Source organism: Streptomyces pyxinae, assembly GCF_024756275.1.
Lineage (GTDB): Bacteria > Actinomycetota > Actinomycetes > Streptomycetales > Streptomycetaceae > Streptomyces > Streptomyces pyxinae.
This window is the reverse complement of record NZ_JANUGQ010000025.1, coordinates 30,828-51,022: the sequence shown is the minus strand read 5'-3', so window position 1 is coordinate 51,022 and position 20,195 is coordinate 30,828. Positions and strand designations below refer to the sequence as shown.

Genomic DNA, 20,195 nt, shown 5'->3' with positions numbered 1-20,195 from the left:
GCCGGCCCTCGCGGGCGGGTGGTGCGACTGGCCCGGTACGCGTGGGAGACGCGGCGGCCGGGCGTGGGTAGGCTCGGTTTCCATGGAGCATGAGGTGTTCGTTCCGGTTGGCGAGAAGACCCTCCGCGAGGCGCTGGCGGACCCGGTCCGGGTCGCCCGCTGCGTGCCGGGGCTCCAGCGGGACGCCGACGCGTCGGCCGGTCCGCTGTCGGGCCGGCTGAAGGTGCGGGCCGGCGGCCACACCATCACCTACCGGGGCGCCCTGCGGGTGGTGCCCGGCGCGGAGGAGGGCGCCTTCGAGGTGACGGGCGAGGGCGGCGAGGTGCGCGGCGGCGGTTCGGTGAAGCTGGCGCTGACGGTCCGTACGGCGGAGGCCGACGGCGGGACGACGCTGTCCTTCAGCGGGACGCTGACCGCCGACGGCCGGCTGGCCGAGCTGCCGGCCGACGCGGCGGAGTCGGCCGGGCACCGGCTGCTGGACCGGTTCGCGGAGACGCTGGCGGAGACCGCCGGGAGGGCGGGGACCGACACCGGGGTGACCGGGGCCGGGGCCGACCCGGATGCGGGGGAGGCGGCGGGGAGCGGCCGTCCGTCCGTGTTCGACACCCCGGTGCCCCCGTCCGCGCTCGATCCGCTGGCCGGCCCCGAGCGCGGGGACGACGAGGACGGGTCCGGGGGGCTCGGTTCGGTGGAGCCGGTCCCCGACGACCTGACCGCCGGGGAGCTCACCGAGGAGGCGCTCGCCGACGGGCCCTTCGCCAAGGGGGACTTCAGCGGGGACGACACGGCCCGGGAGGGCCTCGCCGGGGACGACTTCCCCGGGGCGCCGGCCGAGGCGGCGCACGCCCGCCGGACCATGATCGGCCGCTCCGCCGAGGAGGTGGACCACGCGCCGCCCCGCGGCCGGTACGCGCCGGCCCCCGGGCCCGACACCGCCACCGCCACGGCCACGCTGCGCTGGCTCGCCCCCGCCGCCGCGCTCGCCCTGGCCTCCGCCGTCGTGCTGGGCCGGGCCCTGCGCCGCCGCCGGTAGGCCGGACCCGCCACCGGCAGGTCGAACCGCCACCGGTGGGCCGGACCCGCCACTGGTGGGCCGGATCCTCCGTCGGCTCGTACGCTCGGGAACCGTGACCAAGAACAGTGGAGACCCCGCAGTGGCAGCGCCCGCAGAGGCGAAGGACGTCCGGCTGACCGCCGGGGACGTGGAGTTGCGCATCGCCCCGGAGAACGGCTGCCGGATCGCCGGACTCCGGATCGGTGACACCGAACTGCTGCGGCAGGGGGAGCGGTACGGCTGCTTCCCCATGGTGCCGTGGTGCGGGCGGACCGCGAACGGGCGGTTCATGAACGGCGCCGTCAGCCATCAACTGCCGGTCGACTCGCCCCCGCACGCCATCCACGGCACCGGTCGGCACACCGCCTGGCGCACCGTCCGGGCGGACCGGACCGAGGCGGTGTTCAGCTATGAGCTCACCGAGCCCTGGCCGTACCCCGGCCTCGTCACCCAGATCTTCGAGCTGACCGAGGACGCGCTCACCGTGCGGATCGGCGTCGAGACGCGCGGCGACTCGTTCCCGGCGCAGGCCGGCTGGCACCCCTGGTTCAACCGGAACCTCGGCGGCGCGGACGTACGGATCGACTTCACCGCGGGCTGGCAGGAGGAGCGGGGCGAGGACCATCTGCCGACCGGCCGCCGGATCGACCCCCGGTCCGGCCCCTGGGACGACTGCTTCGGGATGCCCGACGGGGTGGACGTCACCCTCACCTGGCCCGGGCAGCTGGAGGTACGGGTGACCAGCCGGGAGCAGTGGGTGGTGGTCTACGACGAGCAGGCGGAGGCCGTCTGCGTGGAGCCGCAGTCCGGACCGCCCAACGGGCTGAACACCCAGCCCCGCCTGGTCACCCCGATCGACCCCCTGGAGGCCGCCGCCACCTTCGCCTGGCGGCGGCTCTGAGAACCGGGTGAGCGCCGGGGCGCGGTGGCCGGGTTCGCAGGACCTAAGCTCGGGGGCATGACTGACGTTCGAGCCGATCTGCTCCAGCAGATCAAGGACAAGGCCGTGGTGCACGGCAAGGTGACCCTCTCCTCGGGGCTGGAGGCCGACTACTACGTCGACCTGCGCCGGATCACCCTGGACGGGGTGGCCTCGCCGCTCGTCGGTCAGGTCATGCTCGATCTGACCGCCGACCTGGAGTTCGACGCGGTCGGCGGGCTCACCCTGGGCGCCGACCCGGTCGCGACGGCGATGCTGCACGCCTCGGCCGCGCGCGGACTGTCGCTCGACGCCTTCGTCGTACGCAAGGCGGCCAAGGCGCACGGCATGCAGCGCCAGGTCGAGGGACCGGACATCCGGGGCCGCCGGGTGCTGGTGGTGGAGGACACCTCCACCACCGGCGGTTCCCCGCTCACCGCCGTCGAGGCCGTCCGTGAGGCGGGTGCCGAGGTGGTGGCCGTCGCCACCATCGTGGACCGGGCCACCGGCGCGGCCGAGAAGATCAGCCGGACGGCCGGGGTGCCGTACCGGTACGCCTACGCGCTCGACGAGCTGGGCCTGGCGTAACCCGGCGGTCCCGCCAAGCCCCGATCCCGGGCGTTTCCTGGCCAGGATTGGCGGAGACCGGCCAGGGATCGCCCGGGGCGGGGTGTTTCACGTGAAACGCTCCGCCCCTTTTCCGTGTCCCCGCACCCCCGTAAGCCCGTCCGGGTGACGGGCAGGGGATGTGGTGCTGCTCGTGCGCGCGCTCCGGAGGCGGGGTGGAGCCCCTGCGGCCATCTGGGAGGATAGGTGCGACGATGACGTCGCCCCCAGGTCAGGGATCAGCACGCAACCGCAGATCACAAGGAGCGGACAGATGCCCATCGCAACCCCCGAGGTCTACAACGAGATGCTCGACCGGGCGAAGGCAGGCAAGTTCGCCTACCCGGCCATCAACGTCACGTCGTCCCAGACCCTGCACGCCGCCCTGCGCGGCTTCGCGGAGGCGGAGAGCGACGGCATCATCCAGATCTCGACCGGTGGCGCGGAGTTCCTGGGCGGCCAGCACAACAAGGACATGGTGACCGGCGCGGTCGCGCTGGCCGAGTTCGCGCACATCGTCGCGGCCAAGTACGACATCACCGTGGCCCTGCACACCGACCACTGCCCCAAGGACAAGCTGGACGGCTACGTCCGGCCGCTGATCGACATCTCCGCCGAGCGCGTCGCCAAGGGCGGGCTCCCGCTCTTCCAGTCCCACATGTGGGACGGTTCCGCCGAGACGCTGGCGGACAACCTGGCCATCGGCCAGGAGCTGCTGGCGAAGGCCGCCGCCGCCAAGATCGTCCTTGAGGTCGAGATCACCCCGACCGGCGGTGAGGAGGACGGTGTCAGCCACGAGATCAACGACGAGCTGTACACCACCGTCGAGGACGCCCTGCGCACCGCCGAGGCCCTCGGGCTGGGCGAGAAGGGCCGCTACCTGCTGGCCGCCTCCTTCGGCAATGTGCACGGTGTCTACAAGCCGGGCAATGTGGTGCTCCGTCCCGAGCTGCTGAAGGACCTCCAGGAGGGCGTGGCCGCCAAGTTCGGCAAGGCCAGCCCCTTCGACTTCGTCTTCCACGGCGGCTCCGGCTCCACGGCCGAGGAGATCACCACCGCGCTGGAGAACGGTGTGGTGAAGATGAACCTGGACACCGACACCCAGTACGCCTTCACCCGCCCGGTCGCGGCCCACATGTTCCAGAACTACGACGGCGTGCTGAAGGTGGACGGCGAGGTCGGCTCCAAGAAGACCTACGACCCGCGCACCTGGGGCAAGCTGGCCGAGGCGGGCATGGCGAAGCGTGTCGCCGAGGCGTGCACGGCCCTGCGCTCGGCGGGCACCAAGCTCAAGTAGGCCACGACCGCCGGCTTCCGGCTTTCGGCTCCCTGGCCTTCCGGACCGCATGGCATCCCGGCCCTCGGCCCGGACCGTGCCCCGGCCCTTCGGATCTCCGGATCGGACGGCACCCGGCCCCTGTCGCCGGTGACCCGCCCCGGGCCCGGTACCGCGTACGCGTCCCATGCGTGCGGTACCGGGCCCGGGGCATGTCCGGGGCGGCCGCTGCGGGGGCCGGGCCGGGGCGCGCGGGGGTGGGGGACACTGGGGGCCATGAGCATCCACGAGAACCTGCTGGGCGGACCGGCGCCCACCCATCTGCCGGACGACCCGGAGCCCCGCGAGCTGCTGGCCAATGGCGCCGACCCGGCGGATGTCGCCGCCAAGTACCCGACCTCCTCGCTGGCCTGGGCGCGGCTCGCCGACGAGGCGTACGAGGGCGGCCGGGTCGTCGAGTCGTACGCGTACGCCAGGACGGGCTACCACCGGGGGCTCGACGCCCTGCGCCGCAGCGGCTGGAAGGGCCACGGTCCGGTGCCCTGGGAGCACGAGCCCAACCGGGGCTTCCTGCGGGCGCTGCACGCCCTGGCGCGGGCCGCGCAGGACATCGGGGAGCAGGCCGAGTACGAGCGCTGCTCGGAGTTTCTGCGCGACTCCTCCCCGCTGGCGGCGGAGACGCTCGGCTGAGACGACCGGGAACCGGAGGCACGGGTACGGGACGAGGCCGGGGACGGGACGGGCCCGGCGCGGGCCGTCGGCCTCGGCCCCGTGTGCGACCCGGTGAGTCGTGTCATGATGCGGACGGGACCGCGTACCACTGCTGTGGCGCGGTCCCGAGGGGACCGGGGCTCTCCAGTCGGCTGGACGGAGCGGACCGCTACCCGGTAGCACGCATTGATGGAGACAGCGATGTCTACTGCCCCCGATGCCGCAGCGGCCGGTTCGGACACCCCGAACCTGGACTTCGCCGGCACCACACCGTACGAGGACTACGTCCAGGCGGACGTCCTCACCCACCTCCAGCATCCGCTCTCGGACGACCCGGGCGAGATGGTCTTCCTGGTGACGACCCAGGTCATGGAGTTGTGGTTCACCGTCATCGTCCATGAGTGGGAGACCGCGAGCCGCGCGCTGCGCGAGGACCGGCTCCCGGTGGCGCGGGACGCGCTCAAGCGGTCCGTGCGCGAGCTGGAGGCGCTGAACGCCTCCTGGACACCGCTCGGACAGCTCACCCCCGCCCAGTTCAACTCCTACCGGGCCGCGCTCGGGGAGGGCTCGGGGTTCCAGTCCGCGATGTACCGGCGGCTGGAGTTCCTGCTGGGCGACAAGTCCGCGTCGATGCTGGTCCCGCACCGGGGCGCGCCGCGCGTCCACGCGGAGCTGGAGAAGGCGCTGCACGAACCGAGCCTCTACGACGAGGTGCTGCGGCTGCTGGCCCGGCGCGGGCTGCCGGTGCCGCGCGAGGTGCTCGACCGCGATCTGGCCCGGAAGTACGAGCCCTCCCCGGCGGTCGAGGAGATCTGGGCCGGGATCTACGCCGACCCGGACCAGAACGGCGAGCTGGTCCGCCTGGGCGAGGCGCTCACCGATGTGGGCGAGCTGGTCTGGCGATGGCGCAACGACCATCTGATGGCCACCCGGCGGGCGATGGGCGCCAAGACCGGCACCGGCGGCTCGGCCGGGGTGGCGTGGCTGGAGAAGCGCGCCCGGAACAACGTGTTCCCCGAGCTGTGGACGGCGCGCAGCCATGTCTGAGACGACCCAGGAGCAGGCCGGGGAGAACGCCCGGAGGAGCACCGGGAAGAACGCCGGGAAGAACAATGAGGCCGGGACGGCCGGGAAGGAGACGAGTGTGCTCGGCGACCGGGCCCGGGAGCTGGACGCCGCGGACGAGCTGGCGGGACTGCGGAAGCTCTTCGCCCTCGGTGACGGCGAGAACGGCGGCGTGGCCGCGGAGTCCCGAGCGGGCTCCGCGGGGGTCTATCTGGACGGGAACTCGCTGGGCGCGCTCCCCGCGCATGTGCCGGCCCGGATGGCCGAGGTGCTGACCCGCGAGTGGGGCGAGCTGCGCATCCGCTCCTGGGAGGAGAGCGGCTGGTGGACCGCGCCCGAGCGGATCGGGGACCGTATCGCGCCGCTCGTGGGCGCCGCCCCGGGGCAGCTCGTGGTCGGTGACTCGACCAGTGTCAATGTCTTCAAGGCGCTGGTCGGGGCGGTGCGGCTGGCCGGCCCCGGCCGGGACGAGATCGTGGTGGACGCGACCACCTTCCCCACCGACGGCTACATCGCGGAGTCGGCCGCCCGGCTGACCGGAACCCGGCTCGTGCCCGTCGAGCCCGGGGCGGTCGCGGACGCGGTGGGCCCGCGCACCGCCGCCGCGCTGGTGAACCACGTGGACTACCGGGACGGCCGGCTCCACGACCTGCCCGGGATCACCGCCGCCGTGCACGCGGCCGGCGCGCTCGCGGTCTGGGACCTCTGCCACAGCGCCGGCGCCCTGCCGGTCGGACTGGACGAGCACGGGGTGGACCTGGCGATCGGCTGCACGTACAAGTACCTCAACGGCGGCCCCGGATCACCGGCCTACCTGTATGTCGCCGAGCGCCACCAGGACCGGTTCGACTCGCCGCTGCCGGGCTGGAACTCGCATGCCGATCCGTTCGGGATGACCACCGGCTACCGGGCGGCGTCCGGCGCGGCGCGCGGCCGGGTGGGCACCCCCGACATCCTCTCGATGCTGGCCCTGGAGTCGGCGCTGGACGTCTGGGACGGGGTCTCGGTGGCGGCGGTGCGGGCCAAGAGCCTGGCGCTGACCGACTTCTTCCTGGAGTGCGTGGCGGCGTACGTCCCCGAGGGCCGGGTGGTCTCGATGACCCCGGCCGAGCACCGTGAGCGGGGCAGTCAGGTGGCGCTGAGCTGCCCGGAGGCGCCGGCCGTGATGGAGCGGCTGATCGCCCGGGGCGTGGTGGGCGATCTGCGCCGCCCGGATGTGCTGCGGTTCGGGTTCACCCCGCTCTATGTCGGCTTCGCGGACACCGAGCGGGCGGCCCGGGTGCTGGCCGAGGTGGTGCGGGAGGTGCCGGCGGGCGGCGGGGCCTAACCGGGGCCTCCCCTTCCGGTACAGGCGGTCTCCGTGTAGCGGGGCCCGGTGCCGGCGCCCCGGTGGGGGCGGGCGCGCGGGGGCGGTGCGGGGGTTGCCACTCCTGGTACCGTCCCCGCAGGTCAGGCCAATCCGGCCCCGACACCGAAAGGTTGAGCACCATGCCCGACCCCGCCGCGCGCGACGCCGCCGAGGAGGCCTCGGCCCTGTCGCATCCGGCCGTCGACCCGGATTCCACCGCCCGGTACGGCGATCATCCGGACCAGGTCATCGACTTCTACGCCCCGCGCGACGGCCGGGACGGGGACGTGCCGCTGGTGGTGGTCCTGCACGGCGGGGCGTGGCGGGCCCGGTTCGACCGGTGGCACATCACCCCGTTCGCGGACTACTTGGCCCGGCGCGGGTTCGCGGTGGCCAATGTCGAGTACCGGCGCGGCGGCGGCCTTCCGGGCCCGCGCGCCGGGTCCCCGGCCACCGGCGAGGCCGGGAGCGGCGGCCCGGTGGCCGGGCGGTGGCCCGAGACCTTCGACGACGTGGCCGCCGCGCTGGACGCCCTGCCGGAGCTGGCCGCCGTCCACCTGCCGGCCGCCGATCCGCGCCGGACGGTGCTCACCGGTCACTCGGCCGGTGGCCATCTGGCGCTCTGGGCGGCGGCGCGGCACGTGCTGCCGGCCGGTTCGCCGTGGCGGCCGGCGAGGGCCCCGGAGCTGCGCGGGGTGGTCGCGCTGGCCCCGATCGCGCACTTCGGGCTGGCGGTGGAGCTGGAGGTGTGCGGCGGTGCGGTGACCCAGCTGCTCGGCGGCCCGGACCGGCTGGCCGAGCGCGCCGCCCACACCGACCCGGCGCTGCTGCTGCCGACCGGGATCGCCACCACGCTGGTCCAGGGCCGGGACGACGTGGTGGTGCCGCGCGCGGTCGCGGAGGCGTACGCCGAGGCCGCGGCGAAGGCGGGGGAGACGGCCGGACTGACGCTGCTGGACGAGGTGGGGCACTTCCCGCTCATCGACCCGGCGGCGGACGCCTGCGCGGTGGTCGCGGAGGAGATCGCCCAGCTGGCCTGGTGAGCCACCGGGCCCGGCCGTCCGCACAGGGGGCGGTTGTCCGGCGGCGGTCGTACGGGGGAGCCGGCTGCCCGGCGGTCCCTACGGGGGGCGGCTGCCCGGCGCCCCGCGCGGGCGCGGTTCGGCGGCCGTCCGGCCCGGCGAACCGTACGGGCCCGGGCCTCCGGCGGCCCGCCCGGCCCGCTGCCCCCGGCGCCCCGGGCCGCCCCGGCCGTCCGGCGGTACGACGGCTCCCCGCCGGGCGGCCCGCCCGCGCCCGGTGGCCCCGGCACCCCGGCGTCGTTGTGCCCGGTGCCCCGGCGTCATAGTGCCCGGGTGCTGGTGCCCGGTGGTCCGCGCCGGGTGCCCGCGGCCCTGACGGCCCGGGCCTCGTCGAGGTCCCGTGACGCCGGGGCGTACCGGGGTTGCTGTTCCGGCTGCCTTCCCCGGGTTCCCGTGTGTTCCCGTGCGGCACCCCGCCTGTCGGCTTCCCGGCGGATTCCCTTCCCGGTCCCCGGGGCGGCACTTCCGGCCGGTGCCTCCCGGCGGGCTCCCGGCGCGGGCGTCCCGTCCGCGCACGCTCCGGTGCCGCCGGTGTCCCCGGCGGTTCCGGCGGTTCCGGCCGTCCGGGCGCCGTCCGGCTCCTCCCGGGGGCGTGGCCCGGTTCCGGCGCCCGGCCACGGTCCCCGGTCGCCCGCGCGGGGCCGGGGCGCACCGGTGGCCTCCCGGTCGTGTCCGGCCTGGTGGGGGCGGGGACGGGCCAGGTAGTACTCCAGGGGGAGGCGGCGGAATCCGCATCCAAGGTGACGACCTCACCACCGCGTCCGCCTACCGTTGCCCCGTGACCGAATCACCGCACACCTCCGCCGGCCGGCGCCCGCCCTCCGGGGGCGACCGGCGCCCGTCGTCCGGGAGCCGCAGCCCCGAGTACCACTACGCCCGGGGGCTGATGGAGGGGCTGCGCCGGGACCTGCTGACCGATGTCCTGGCCTACCGCCCGCTGCCGCCGATGCGGACCGACCGGCCGGTGATCCGCCGGCTGTCGGAGCCGATACGCAAGTGGGTGCGCTGGCTGCCGCACGCGGTCGTCGCCTTCGGGGCGCTGCTGGTGCTGATCGTCGCCGACGCCGCCGGTCACCTCGTACCGGGGCTGGTGCCCGCGCTGGCGGTGCTGGCCACCCTGGTACGTCCGGTGGCCGCGTTCTGGCTGTCGCTGGCGGTGACGCTGCTCATCGCCTTCGTGGGCGGGATCGGGAGCGGCTGGCCCTGGCCGGACATGTGCTTCGCCGCGCATCTGGTGGTGCTGACGGTCGTGGCGGCCCGGACCCGGCCGCGCACCGCCGCCTGGATGTGGGTGGTGACCGGGGCGTACGGCATGTTCGCGGACGTCGTCCTGAGATCCCAGTTCGGCGGCTCCGACACCGGCCCGATGATGGTCACCTCCGCGCTGGTGCTGCTGCTGATCAGCGTGGCGCAGGTCCGGAACAGCGCGGAGGCCGAGGTCACCGCCGAGCGGACGGTGACCCAGCAGGAGCGGTCCCGGCGCACCCTGCTGGAGGAGCGCACCACCATCGCCCGGGAGCTGCACGACGTGGTCGCCCACCACATGTCGGTGGTCGCCATCCAGGCGGAGGCCGCGCCCTACCGGGTGGAGAACCCGCCGCCCGAGCTTGAGCAGGCGTTCGTCACCATCCGGGAGAACGCGGTGGCCGCGCTGACCGAGCTGCGCCGCATCCTCGGCGTCGTACGGGCGGAGGACTACGAGGCGCCGGAGGCCCCGCAGCCGACCCTGGCCGACCTCGACGGGCTGATCGGCAACGTACGGGACGCCGGGCTCACCGTCGAGGCGGCGGTGACCGGAGCCGTACGCCCGCTGCCGCAGGGCGTGGAGCTGTCGGCGTACCGGATCGTCCAGGAGGCACTGAGCAATGTGCTGCGGCACGCGCCGGGCGCGACGGCCAAGGTGGAGGTGTCGTACGTGCTCGGCGGCCTGGGGCTGCGGGTGCTGAACGGGCCCGCGCGGGGTCTGGTCAAGCCGTCGCCGGGCGCCGGGCACGGAATCACGGGCATGCGGGAGCGGGTGGCGATGCTGAACGGCGAGATGACGGCCGGGCCGGTGGCGGACGGCGGCTACGAGGTGGCGGTCTTCCTGCCGGTGTCCCCGGCCGAGCGGGAGCCGGAGCCCCCGGGGAGCGCGGCGGGCCCCTCGGACACCCCCGGGACGACGGACACGGAGGGCCGGGCATGACCATCCGGGTACTGATCGTGGACGACCAGATGATGGTCCGCGAGGGCTTCTCGGTGCTGCTGGGCGCGATGCCGGACATCGAGGTGGTGGGCGAGGCGGTCAACGGCCGGGAGGCGGTCCGCCAGGTCGCGGCGCTCCGCCCGGACGTGGTGCTGATGGACATCCGGATGCCGGAGCTGAACGGCATCGACGCCACCCGGGAGATCGTCGCGGCGGACAGCGACGCCAAGGTGCTGGTGCTGACCACCTTCGATCTGGACGAGTACGTCTACCAGGCGCTGCGCGCCGGGGCCTCCGGCTTTCTGCTGAAGGACGCCTCGGCCCGGCAGCTCGCGGACGGGGTGCGGGTGGTGGCGGCCGGCGAGGCGCTGCTGGCCCCGACGGTGACCAAGCGACTGATCACCGAGTTCGCCCGGGCGGCCGAGGCACCGCGCCCGCCCGCCCTGGCCCAGGTGGGCGACCTGACCGAGCGCGAGACCGAGGTGCTGGTCCTGATCGCCCAGGGCCTGTCCAACGCCGAGATCGCCGCGCATCTGGTGGTGGCCGAGTCCACGATCAAGACCCATGTCAGCCGGATCCTGGTCAAACTGGGCCTCCGCGACCGGACCCAGGCCGCCGTCTTCGCCTACGAGGCCCGCCTGGTCCAGCCGGGGCGGTGACCCGCCGGGGGGCGCCCGGGCCCGTCCGGGGTGGTGACCGGGACGCGGGCGGCCGTGCCCCGGGGCTTCCGGCGTCCGGTCCGCCCGAGCGGTGACCGGGCCCGGTCCGGCGGCCTCAGCCCGCCGCGGCTCCGGCGCTCTCCGCTCCCGGGCCCGGCACCGCCACCGGCACCGTCAGCGACCAGGAGCCGGGCCGGACGGTCCAGGTCCTGGTCCAGACCGGCCCGGTCACCAGCGCGTCCGCCCGGTAGCGGAAGGAGGCGCCCGACACGGTGACCGCCGAGGCCGTCGCCCGCACCGGCTCGGCCGACCGGGGGCGCACGACCACCTCCGCCGCCCCGCCCCGGGAGCACACCGTCACATCCTCCACCGGGGCGTCCAGGTCGCTCAGCAGCCGCCCGTCGGCCTCCACCCGGAGCCGCTGCGTCCGGGCGCGCGGCGCCGGGGCGGAGGGCGCCGGACGGACCAGGGTGCGGACCAGCGTCCGGCAGGTGTCCCACACCGTCCCCGGGGCCGCAGCTGTCACCGGTGCGCGGCCGACCGGTATCCGCAGGCCGCCCAGGACCACCCCGTCGCTGTCGTCCACCAGCAGGTCCAGCCGCCGCTCCGCGCCGTCCAGCACCGCCCGGGCCGCCGCCACCGCGTCCCCGGGCACCCCCAGCGCCCCGGCCAGCTGGACCGCCCCGCGCGCGCCGACCGGGATCAGCGACAGCGCCCCGTCGGCCAGCTCCCGGAAGCGGTGCAGCTGGGTCACCGCACGGAGCAGCGCCCGGTCGTCACCGATCACCACCGGGCGCCGCGAGCCCCGCCGGGACAGCATCCGGCCGAACTCCTCCGGACCGTCCGGCCAGCACACCTTCACCTCCGCGCCGGCGCACAGCACGTCCTTCGCGATCCGCACGGACTCGCCGTCACTCCGGCGGGCGACCGGGTCGATGACCACCAGCAGCTGGTCGTGAGCCGACACCTCGGTCCTTCCTCGGGTAGCATCTTTGTGCAAGAGCCCCTTGCGCTATTGCGCCAGGGGCTTCGTCTATTCCGGGGCACACCGGTGAGGCGGCGTCGGCCCCTGACCTTGGACATGCCCCGCCCGGAAGGGGTGTACGCCTGTGCCCGCACTTGTGCTGCTCGGTGCTCAGTGGGGTGACGAGGGCAAGGGAAAGGCCACCGACCTGCTCGGTGGATCCGTCGATTATGTGGTGCGCTACCAGGGCGGCAACAACGCCGGCCACACGGTCGTCGTCGGCGACCAGAAGTACGCGCTGCACCTTCTCCCCTCCGGCATCCTCTCCCCGGGATGCACTCCGGTGATCGGTAACGGAGTCGTCGTCGACCCGGCGGTCCTGCTCTCCGAGCTGAGCGGGCTGAACGAGCGCGGCGTCGACACGTCGAAGCTGCTCATCAGCGGAAACGCTCATCTGATCACCCCGTACAACGTCACCCTCGACAAGGTGACGGAACGGTTCCTCGGTAAGCGCAAGATCGGCACCACCGGCCGGGGCATCGGCCCGACCTATGCCGACAAGATCAACCGGGTGGGCATCCGCGTCCAGGACCTCTACGACGAGTCGATCCTGGAGCAGAAGGTCGAAGCGGCGCTGGAGCAGAAGAACCAGATGCTCGCCAAGATCTTCAACCGCCGGGCCATCGAGTCCGGGCGGATCGTGGAGGAGATGCTCCAGTACGCGGAGCAGATCAAGCCGTTCGTCGCGGACACCACGCTGATCCTGAACAACGCCATCGACGAGGGCAAGGTCGTCCTCTTCGAGGGCGGCCAGGGCACCCTGCTCGACGTCGACCACGGCACGTATCCCTTCGTCACCTCCTCCAACCCGACCTCCGGCGGTGCCTGCACCGGTGCCGGTGTCGGCCCGACGAAGATCAGCCGGGTCATCGGCATCCTCAAGGCGTACACCACCCGCGTCGGCGCCGGTCCGTTCCCGACGGAGCTCTTCGACGAGGACGGCGAGGCGCTGCGCCGGATCGGTGGCGAGCGCGGTGTCACCACCGGCCGGGACCGCCGCTGCGGCTGGTTCGACGCGGTCATCGCCCGGTACGCCACCCGGGTCAACGGCCTGACCGACTTCTTCCTCACCAAGCTGGACGTGCTCACCGGCTGGGAGCAGATCCCGGTCTGCGTGGCGTACGAGATCGACGGCAAGCGCGTCGAGGAACTCCCGTACTCCCAGACCGACTTCCACCACGCCAAGCCGGTCTACGAGATGCTGCCGGGTTGGTCCGAGGACATCAGCAAGGCCAAGACCTTCTCCGATCTGCCGAAGAACGCGCAGGCGTATGTGAAGGCGCTGGAGGAGATGTCCGGCGCGCCGATCTCGGCGATCGGTGTCGGCCCGGGCCGTACCGAGACGATCGAGATCAACTCCTTCCTCTGATCCCCCTCCCTGCCCATCCACCTCTCCTCCCTCTGATTCCGCCGACCGGTTCCCCGGCCGGCGCTCGGGCCCCGTCGGGCAGCGACTGACCGGAGCCCGGGAGGAGTTCACGGCCGACGGCCGGCATCCGAAGCATCCGGATGCCGGCCGTCACCGTTTCCCGGGGCCGGCCGTCGCCGCTCTTCGGGGCCGGCCGTCGCCATCTCCGGGAAACGGCGATTTTTGGTCTAGACCTTGACAGGTTCAGAGCACGCACGGTGAGGTGAAGTCCCGTTCCCTCCACCAGGGTTCCCCCACGGATCCCCCCACGGAAGGGCTTCCCCATGTCCCGACGCATGTCCCGGCGCACGTCTCGCCATCTGCCCCGGAGGCTGTACCGCCGCGTGTCCCGGCGGACACTCGCCCTGCTCACCGGGGTCTGTACGGCCGCCGGTCTCGGCGTCCTCGCCCCCGCGGCCGCCAACGCGGCCTTGGCGTCCGAGTCCGTGGCGGCCGCCCCGTGCGTGGCCGCCTGGAGCGCCTCCGCCGTCTACACCGGTGGCCAGACCGCCTCCTACAACGGCCACAACTGGCAGGCCAAGTGGTGGACGCAGAACGAGCGTCCCGGCTCCTCGGACGTCTGGGCCGACCAGGGTGCCTGCGGCGGCACCGGCCCCGGCCCCGGGCCCGGCCCGAACCCCTCCGGATTCGTGGTCAGCGAGGCGCAGTTCAACCAGATGTTCCCGAACCGGAACCCGTTCTACACGTATCAGGGGCTCACCGAGGCGCTCAGCGCGTACCCCGGCTTCGCCAAGACCGGCAGCGACACGGTGAAGAAGCAGGAGGCCGCCGCCTTCCTCGCCAACGTCAGCCACGAGACCGGCGGACTGGTGTACGTCGTGGAGCAGAATCAGGCGAACTACCCGCACTACTGCGACCGCAACCAGCCCTACGGCTGCCCCGCCGGACAGGCCGCGTACTACGGCCGCGGGCCGATCCAGCTGAGCTGGAACTTCAACTACAAGGCGGCGGGCGACGCCCTCGGCATCGATCTGCTCAACAACCCGTACCGGGTGGAGCGTGAGCCGGCGGTCGCCTGGAAGACCGGCCTCTGGTACTGGAACACCCAGAACGGCCCCGGCACCATGACCCCGCACAACGCCATGGTCAACGGCGCGGGCTTCGGGCAGACCATCCGCTCCATCAACGGTGCGCTGGAGTGCGACGGCAAGAACCCGGCCCAGGTGCAGAGCCGGGTGAGCAAGTACCAGTCCTTCACCCAGATCCTGGGCGTCCCGGCGGGCAACAACCTCAGCTGCTGAGCCCCGCCCCCGTCCGGTCGCCCCGGGCCTCGCCCCGAAGCGTCGTCCGGGGCGACCCGGGGCGACCTGCTGTTCCGGGGCCGTCGTGCCCCCGGCGGGCTGCCGATCGGTGCGGGGTGAAGAATGCGGCGGGGATCATTCCGCATGAGCGGTGCCCCATCGGGCGTGCGCGGGTGTTGTCCACTCCTTTTCCTTTCGCGCCGGCAGTGCCGATTCGGTGGGCGAGCAGAACCCGGCGGGGCGGCGCCCCGCACTGATCGCGGAGTTGGATCGACACGACCGCGCAGTTTGTCGACGCTCCTCGCGGGTCCACTAATTTTTCCCCCGACCACATTTCAGTCGGCGCGGATTTCGAGAAACAGCGTGCACCGGAGGTGCTCTTCCAGTGGTGGAGCCCCCGGGACATCCTCTCGGGGAGCCCGGGATTCCGCTTCCTGTCGTCTCCCTCCGCTTCGGGATCTGCTCGACCGCCTCCTTGGAGGCAGCGACATGAACAGGGGAAATGATGAAGTCGCGCAATCTGGCCGTCGCCGTGGGTCTGGCGTCCCTCGCCGTTCTGTCCGTGGGTGCCGCCCCGGCCGGTGCGGTCGTCACCGGCGAGCAGAGCAGGTCGGTCGCCGTGGCGGGTGACGACGTGGTGACGATCGAGCTGGCCCCGGCGGGCACCAAGTGCTCGGGGGACTGGAAGAAGGCCGTCGGGATTCCGCTGAAGTGGCAGACCAGCGAGGACCCCTGCGGCATCTTCGGCGCCAAGGGCTACAAGGCCGCGTACGGCTGGGTGGCCGAGCGGGGCACCCCGTGCATCAAGGTCAGGGGGTTCAACAGCAAGGGCAAGTCGCAGTGGTACGACGCCGGGTGCGGCAAGAAGGGCTCCATCAAGAACGTCCCGTGGGGCAACGTCCTCGGCAAGAAGGCCATCCAGGTGAAGGGCGCCTCGCTGCTCAAGTGGCAGTGATCGTGTCCCGGGGACTGCCCCGCTCCTGCCGCGGGCAGGGGCCGCCGCTGCTCCAGGGCCTGCCGCGGCGCCGTACCGATCCCTCCTGAACCCGCGCGGTAAGGCGCCGCGAGTGCCCGGACCCCGGGCGCCCGGGGTCCGGGCACTCGCGGTCCGGCGAGCGCGAAATCACTGCTCATGTCCTGGAACGAGTGTGCGAAACCCGTGAAATCGAGAGAATGAGATGAGGAAGGCTGGGGAACAAGAGGCTCCGGAGGTTGATAACAATGGTTCCTTTGCTTCTTGTTCTGCTGCTCGCTCTTATCCTTTTCGGCGCCGGTTTCGCCCTTGAGGCACTGTGGTGGATCGCCGTCATCGTGCTGGTCTTCTGGCTGATCGGCTTCATCGCCCGTCCCAAGGGCGGAAGCGCTCGCTGGTATCGCTGGTAGTCGGCGCATACCAGGAGAAGCGCGCGAAAGTGCGTACGGAAGGGGCCACCCCGCATCACGGGGTGGCCCCTTCCGTCGTGTCCGCTTCGGGTCATGGTCGTGTCGTCGAATCGCTCGGCCGAACGGCTGGTTTTCCGATGTCCGGGTAAAAGGGACACCAGGGGAGAGCGGCGGTGCACAGCAGGGAACTGCGACCTCCATTCACACCGCCGCTCTCCTCGTGCGGGCCGCGGCCGGAGAGCCCTGAGTCCGGCCCCGGACGCGGCCCCGGCCGGGCTGGTTCCGGCTCCTGATCGGTCCCTGGACGGCCCCTGGACGGCCCCCGGTCGGAGCGCGGTCGTGCGCATGGCAGCATCAGGGGAATGGTGGAACGGATCATCGCCGCGTGTGACGGGGCGTGCAAGGGCAATCCCGGGCCGGCGGCCTGGGCGTGGGTCGTGGCGGATGCGGACGGCCGGGTGGCGACCTGGGAGGCGGGCCCGCTCGGCCGCGCGACCAACAATGTGGCGGAGCTGACCGCTCTGCGCGAGCTGCTGGCGGCCACCGACCCCGCCGTCCCGCTGGAAGTGCGGATGGACTCGCAGTACGCGATGAAGGCCGTCACCACCTGGCTGCCCGGCTGGCGCCGGAAGGGCTGGAAGACGGCCGCGGGCACCCCGGTGGCCAACAAGGACCTGGTGGTCGCCATCGACGGGCTGCTGGCCGGCCGGGAGGTGGACTTCGTGTACGTCCCCGCCCACCAGGTCGGCGGCGACGCCCTGAACGCGGCCGCCGACGGTGCGGCCAGCCACGCCGCCCGCACCCAGGAGGCGATCGGCTCCGCGACCGGCTCCGAGCTGCCCCCGCCCGACGCCGAGCCCCGTCCCGCCGCCGGCGCCCGCCGGTCCGCCGGGTCCGGGTCCACCCGGCGGTCCGGCCCGGCGAAGTCCGGCTCCGCGCGGGGGACGATCAGCGCCAAGTTCCCCGGCCGCTGCCGGTGCGGAAAGCCGTACGGCAAGGGTGAGAAGATCGCCAAGAACCCGGACGGCTGGGGTCACCCCGACTGCGCGTCGGCCGCCACCCCGGCCGACTGACCACCGGGCCGCTCCTTTGCGGCCAGCAGTACATCGACCCGGTCCAACTCGTCACCGACCAGCAGGTGTTCCAGGATCCATTTGCGGACGACCGGGCCCGCCTGCGCCGGTGCGGCCGCTGCCAGCTCCTGGTCGAAGCCGTCGCGCGCCTCCGCCGGCAGTGCCGCGCGGACGTCTCGCACCGCCAGCGGTACCTGAAACGTCTCGCCGCCGTACTCGACCGCGACCGGGCCGGCGGGCGCGGGGCCCTGGGGTGCGCCGGCCAGCCGCGCCAGCACGGCCTGCTGAGCCCGGATCCGCTCCACCAGGGCCTCTTCCTCCGGGTCCGCGGGGACGCTCCCCGTCCCGGCGTTCGGTGCTTCCACGTGCCTTCTCCTCTCGCTCGCTGTCACGCTACCGACGCGCACCGCACGCGTCTCCGGTGTCGTCACCTGTCATGCGGACAGGTGACGACCGCCCGCGACGCGCTGGCGGCCCCGGACCGTCCTGCCGGTTGCCCCCGTGCGCGGCTGTCACGATGGCTCGCGAACACCCCATTTCCGTACGAAAGGAGTGACCGCGCATGGACAAGGACGCGCTGACACGGGCGGTGGCCGCCAAGACCGGCAACGGCGGCGGGGGACGGGCACTGGAGCCGGCGGTCGTGGGACGCGTACTGGACGCGCTCTTCGGCACGGTCGAGCGCCCCGGCGCCCTCGCGGAGGGACTGCGGGAGGGCGGGGCGGTCTCCGTCCTCGGGTTCGGTGACTTCCATGTCGAGGACGGCCGCGCGGTGCTGAGGCCCGGCAAGGCGCTCACCGAGTTCCTGGCGGGCGAGACCCGCCGCTGAGCACCGGCCCGGGGGGCGGGGAGGAGGCGGGGCGGGTCCGGCGGGCGCCGGGACCGTTCGCCGGACCCACCCTCCTTCCCGGGGCTCCCGCCCTTTCCCGGGCTCCCGGCAAAACCGCGCGGAACGTCCTGAACTCACCCTGCCATGACCGGATTTACCCCCGGTTTACCTTCCGGGCCCCGGGTACGCGGACGGCTGACCACCCAGCACTCAGCCGGAGTGCGCACGGGGTCTACGGGAGGAAATTCATGGCGGCGAAGAAGGCGCTCGTGGCGGCCGTGGCGGTATGTCTGGGCGCGACGGCGCTCGCGGGATGCGGCAGCGACGACGGCAAGGACGCGGACAAGGCGTTCGGTGGCAAGAGCCCGGACCAGATAGCGGCCGACGCGGTGAAGGCGACCCGTGAGGCGAAGTCCGTACGGGTGGAGGGCACGGCACGCCAGCCGACCGGCAACGAGATCGGGCTCAACTTCCACGTGGACGAGCAGGACCACTGCACCGGCACCATCACCGGCCAGGGCGCCAAGGCCGAGGTGCTCCAGCTCGGGCAGCAGGTCTATGTGCGCGGGGACCAGAAGTTCTGGCAGAACTCCCTGCAGGGTCAACCCGGTACCCAGCAGAAGGTGCAGCAGCTCCAGGGCAAGTGGGTGAAGTCCCAGCCCAACCAGGCCGGCACCGAGGGCGTCTGCGACAAGCAGGCGTTCCTGGCCGCCCTGGACAGCGACAAGTCCGAGCGCAAGGGCCTCACCAAGGGCGAGACCACCGAGATCGACGGCAAGGACGCCCTGGCCCTGGTGAAGAAGCAGTCCAACGGCGAGAAGACGACCATGTACGTCGCCACCGAGGGCGAGCCGTACATCCTCAAGGCGGTGACCGAGGGCGGCAAGCAGCCCGGTGAGGTGACCTTCAGCGACTACAACGAGAAGGTCGAGGCCAAGCAGCCGCCCGCCGACCAGGTGGTCGACCCGGGCGCGGCCAAGACGAGCGGATGACCTCCTGGTAACTCATAGCCCAATCGGGTGAACCCACGCAGGGCCCCCGCCGAGCTTCCTTCGGCGGGGGCCCTGCGTCTGCCATGCCTTCCCTTCGCCCCCGTCCGGTGACCGTCAACTTGGCTACTCGCGCATTACGCAACGGAGTTGGAGCCCCGCGACGATGCCCCCTGGAAGGGGGTTCTGCGGATGGTCTCCAGTGGGCGGCACCAGAAGAAGGACGTGGCGGCGGCACTCGACCGCGCCAAGAAGGCCGGTTTCCGGGTCGTGCCCGACAAGAACAGTCACCGGTGGGGGTGGGTGGTGTGCTGTCCTTGCGGTGAGACCTTCACCGTGCACGGCACGCCCAAGAACTCCGGCGACGAGGCCAAGCGCGTCCAGCAGTTCGTCTCCGCGCACCTGCACTGAAAGGAGCACCCACCGTGGTCGAGTGGAGCTTCACCCTGGTCGTCAACCAGCCGCTGACCCGTGAGCAGGCTGACTTCTTCGACACCTGTGACGTGTTTGCCGACGGGGCCATCTCGTATCGCTTGGGCCCGGAGAACCCCGAGTTGCACCCGGTCCGCAGCGATCCCGAAGAACTTCGGGGGCTGTGGTGCGGCACCGACGCTCCGTCGCTGCTGGATGCCGTTGCCCGGTTGGCGCGGGACGTCCGGCTGGTCCCCGGTCTGCGCGCCGTCGGTGTCCGTCATGAGGACGACGTGGTCCTCAGCGACGCGGCCCAGCGTTGTGAGCGCGGCCTCGATGACCTGGAGCGGCTTGCCAAGGAGCCTGGGTTTCCGGCTTCGGTGTTCGACCTGAGTGAGGACGGGGGGTCGGTGTTCTATTCCTGGCGGGAGGTCGCCGCGTATTTGCGGAGTCTTGGGGATGTGGTGCCGGAGCGGGTGCCGGAGTTGGTGGTCGCGGATCTGGCGTTGCGGCTGGTGGAGGCTCTGGAGGGTGTGGACGTACCGCCCGGTTCGCTGCGCGCCCTCGGGCTGCGGGTGGACTGAGCCGGCCTGTGTGCCCGGCAGTCGTCAACTTCGCTACTCGCCCATTTGGTCGCGGGGTTGGAGTGACTCAACGACGGCCCATGGAAGGGGGGTTCGTGGATGATCTCCAGTGGGCGGCACCAGAAGAAGGACGTGGCGGCGGCACTCGACCGCGCCAAGAAGGCCGGTCTCCGGGTCGTGCCCGACAAGAACAGTCACCGGTGGGGGTGGGTGGTGTGCTGTTCCTGCGGCAGGGCCTACACGGTGTTCGACACGCCGAAGAGCCCCGGTGACGAGGCACAGCGCATCATCGACTTCATCAAGAAACACCGCCACTGAATGGAGGCC

22 protein-coding genes are annotated in these 20,195 nt (G+C 72.8%); 20 read left to right on the top strand and 2 right to left on the bottom strand.

Annotation, left to right across the window (positions count from 1 at the left end; all coding sequences use genetic code 11):
* The first annotated feature begins 82 nt into the window (after positions 1–82).
* The 10 genes from NX801_RS24160 to NX801_RS24115 all read left to right on the top strand — a co-directional run bounded on the left by NX801_RS24160 (position 83) and on the right by NX801_RS24115 (position 10,905).
* A complete protein-coding gene (locus NX801_RS24160; protein ID WP_258789991.1) occupies positions 83–1,033 on the top strand; it encodes an SRPBCC domain-containing protein in 951 nt (316 codons plus the stop codon).
* Between the two features lie 94 nt (positions 1,034–1,127).
* Complete coding sequence (locus NX801_RS24155) at positions 1,128–1,955, top strand: aldose epimerase family protein (RefSeq protein ID WP_258789990.1); 828 nt, start codon at positions 1,128–1,130, stop codon at positions 1,953–1,955.
* 57 nt (positions 1,956–2,012) lie between these two features.
* Positions 2,013–2,561: an orotate phosphoribosyltransferase gene (gene pyrE, locus NX801_RS24150; protein ID WP_258789989.1), complete on the top strand. Its 549-nt coding sequence runs from the start codon at positions 2,013–2,015 to the stop codon at positions 2,559–2,561.
* 274 nt (positions 2,562–2,835) lie between these two features.
* Positions 2,836–3,876 carry a class II fructose-bisphosphate aldolase gene (gene fbaA, locus NX801_RS24145; protein ID WP_258790040.1) on the top strand — a complete coding sequence of 347 codons (1,041 nt, stop codon included), beginning with the start codon at positions 2,836–2,838 and terminating at the stop codon, positions 3,874–3,876.
* Positions 3,877–4,131: 255 nt separating this feature from the next.
* Positions 4,132–4,545 carry a DUF3151 domain-containing protein gene (locus NX801_RS24140; protein WP_258789988.1) on the top strand — a complete coding sequence of 138 codons (414 nt, stop codon included), beginning with the start codon at positions 4,132–4,134 and terminating at the stop codon, positions 4,543–4,545.
* A 222-nt stretch (positions 4,546–4,767) separates the two neighbouring features.
* On the top strand, positions 4,768–5,613 hold the full coding sequence (locus NX801_RS24135; protein WP_258789987.1) for a tryptophan 2,3-dioxygenase: 846 nt from the start codon (positions 4,768–4,770) through the stop codon (positions 5,611–5,613).
* Complete coding sequence (kynU, locus tag NX801_RS24130; protein ID WP_258789986.1) at positions 5,606–6,958, top strand: kynureninase; 1,353 nt, start codon at positions 5,606–5,608, stop codon at positions 6,956–6,958. The genes NX801_RS24135 and kynU overlap by 8 nt, the downstream gene beginning before the upstream one ends.
* Positions 6,959–7,119: 161 nt before the next feature.
* Positions 7,120–8,022, top strand: a complete 903-nt coding sequence (locus tag NX801_RS24125) for an alpha/beta hydrolase (protein ID WP_258789985.1) — start codon at positions 7,120–7,122, stop codon at positions 8,020–8,022.
* 817 nt (positions 8,023–8,839) lie between these two features.
* On the top strand, positions 8,840–10,246 hold the full coding sequence (locus NX801_RS24120) for a sensor histidine kinase (RefSeq protein WP_428986216.1): 1,407 nt from the start codon (positions 8,840–8,842) through the stop codon (positions 10,244–10,246).
* The gene (locus tag NX801_RS24115) at positions 10,243–10,905 is read left to right on the top strand and encodes a response regulator (protein WP_258789984.1); all 663 of its coding nucleotides are present in this window, start codon (positions 10,243–10,245) and stop codon (positions 10,903–10,905) included. Before NX801_RS24120 ends, NX801_RS24115 begins: the two co-directional genes overlap by 4 nt.
* Before the next feature lie 115 nt (positions 10,906–11,020).
* Here NX801_RS24115 and NX801_RS24110 read toward each other — a convergent pair whose 3' ends face one another.
* Complete coding sequence (locus NX801_RS24110; protein ID WP_258789983.1) at positions 11,021–11,872, bottom strand: diacylglycerol kinase family protein; 852 nt, start codon at positions 11,870–11,872, stop codon at positions 11,021–11,023.
* 142 nt (positions 11,873–12,014) lie between these two features.
* Here NX801_RS24110 and NX801_RS24105 point away from each other — a divergent pair, with 142 nt between their 5' ends.
* The 5 genes from NX801_RS24105 (at position 12,015) to NX801_RS24085 (ending at position 17,055) form a co-directional block, all read left to right on the top strand.
* Positions 12,015–13,298 (top strand): adenylosuccinate synthase, encoded by a 1,284-nt coding sequence (locus NX801_RS24105; RefSeq protein WP_258789982.1) that lies wholly within the window; start codon positions 12,015–12,017, stop codon positions 13,296–13,298.
* A 383-nt stretch (positions 13,299–13,681) separates the two neighbouring features.
* The gene (locus NX801_RS24100) at positions 13,682–14,599 is read left to right on the top strand and encodes a glycoside hydrolase family 19 protein (protein WP_428986215.1); all 918 of its coding nucleotides are present in this window, start codon (positions 13,682–13,684) and stop codon (positions 14,597–14,599) included.
* 502 nt (positions 14,600–15,101) lie between these two features.
* Positions 15,102–15,554 carry a hypothetical protein gene (locus NX801_RS24095; RefSeq protein ID WP_258789981.1) on the top strand — a complete coding sequence of 151 codons (453 nt, stop codon included), beginning with the start codon at positions 15,102–15,104 and terminating at the stop codon, positions 15,552–15,554.
* Between the two features lie 266 nt (positions 15,555–15,820).
* Positions 15,821–15,982: a DUF5670 family protein gene (locus NX801_RS24090; protein ID WP_258789980.1), complete on the top strand. Its 162-nt coding sequence runs from the start codon at positions 15,821–15,823 to the stop codon at positions 15,980–15,982.
* A 362-nt stretch (positions 15,983–16,344) separates the two neighbouring features.
* Positions 16,345–17,055, top strand: coding sequence for a ribonuclease H family protein (locus NX801_RS24085; RefSeq protein WP_258789979.1), 711 nt, complete (start codon positions 16,345–16,347; stop codon positions 17,053–17,055).
* Here the strand turns inward: NX801_RS24085 and NX801_RS24080 are convergent.
* A complete protein-coding gene (locus tag NX801_RS24080) occupies positions 17,016–17,420 on the bottom strand; it encodes a hypothetical protein (protein ID WP_258789978.1) in 405 nt (134 codons plus the stop codon). The two genes, NX801_RS24085 and NX801_RS24080, sit on opposite strands and share 40 nt — an antisense overlap.
* A 197-nt stretch (positions 17,421–17,617) precedes the next feature.
* On the opposite strand from NX801_RS24080, the gene NX801_RS24075 reads away from it, so the two are divergent.
* The 5 genes from NX801_RS24075 to NX801_RS24055 all read left to right on the top strand — a co-directional run bounded on the left by NX801_RS24075 (position 17,618) and on the right by NX801_RS24055 (position 20,186).
* Positions 17,618–17,884: an HU family DNA-binding protein gene (locus tag NX801_RS24075; RefSeq protein ID WP_258789977.1), complete on the top strand. Its 267-nt coding sequence runs from the start codon at positions 17,618–17,620 to the stop codon at positions 17,882–17,884.
* A 248-nt stretch (positions 17,885–18,132) separates the two neighbouring features.
* Positions 18,133–18,876 (top strand): hypothetical protein, encoded by a 744-nt coding sequence (locus NX801_RS24070; RefSeq protein WP_258789976.1) that lies wholly within the window; start codon positions 18,133–18,135, stop codon positions 18,874–18,876.
* 189 nt (positions 18,877–19,065) lie between these two features.
* A complete protein-coding gene (locus tag NX801_RS24065; RefSeq protein WP_258789975.1) occupies positions 19,066–19,284 on the top strand; it encodes a hypothetical protein in 219 nt (72 codons plus the stop codon).
* Between the two features lie 14 nt (positions 19,285–19,298).
* The gene (locus NX801_RS24060; protein WP_258789974.1) at positions 19,299–19,868 is read left to right on the top strand and encodes a hypothetical protein; all 570 of its coding nucleotides are present in this window, start codon (positions 19,299–19,301) and stop codon (positions 19,866–19,868) included.
* Between the two features lie 99 nt (positions 19,869–19,967).
* A complete protein-coding gene (locus NX801_RS24055) occupies positions 19,968–20,186 on the top strand; it encodes a hypothetical protein (RefSeq protein ID WP_258789973.1) in 219 nt (72 codons plus the stop codon).
* The last annotated feature ends 9 nt before the right edge of the window (positions 20,187–20,195 follow it).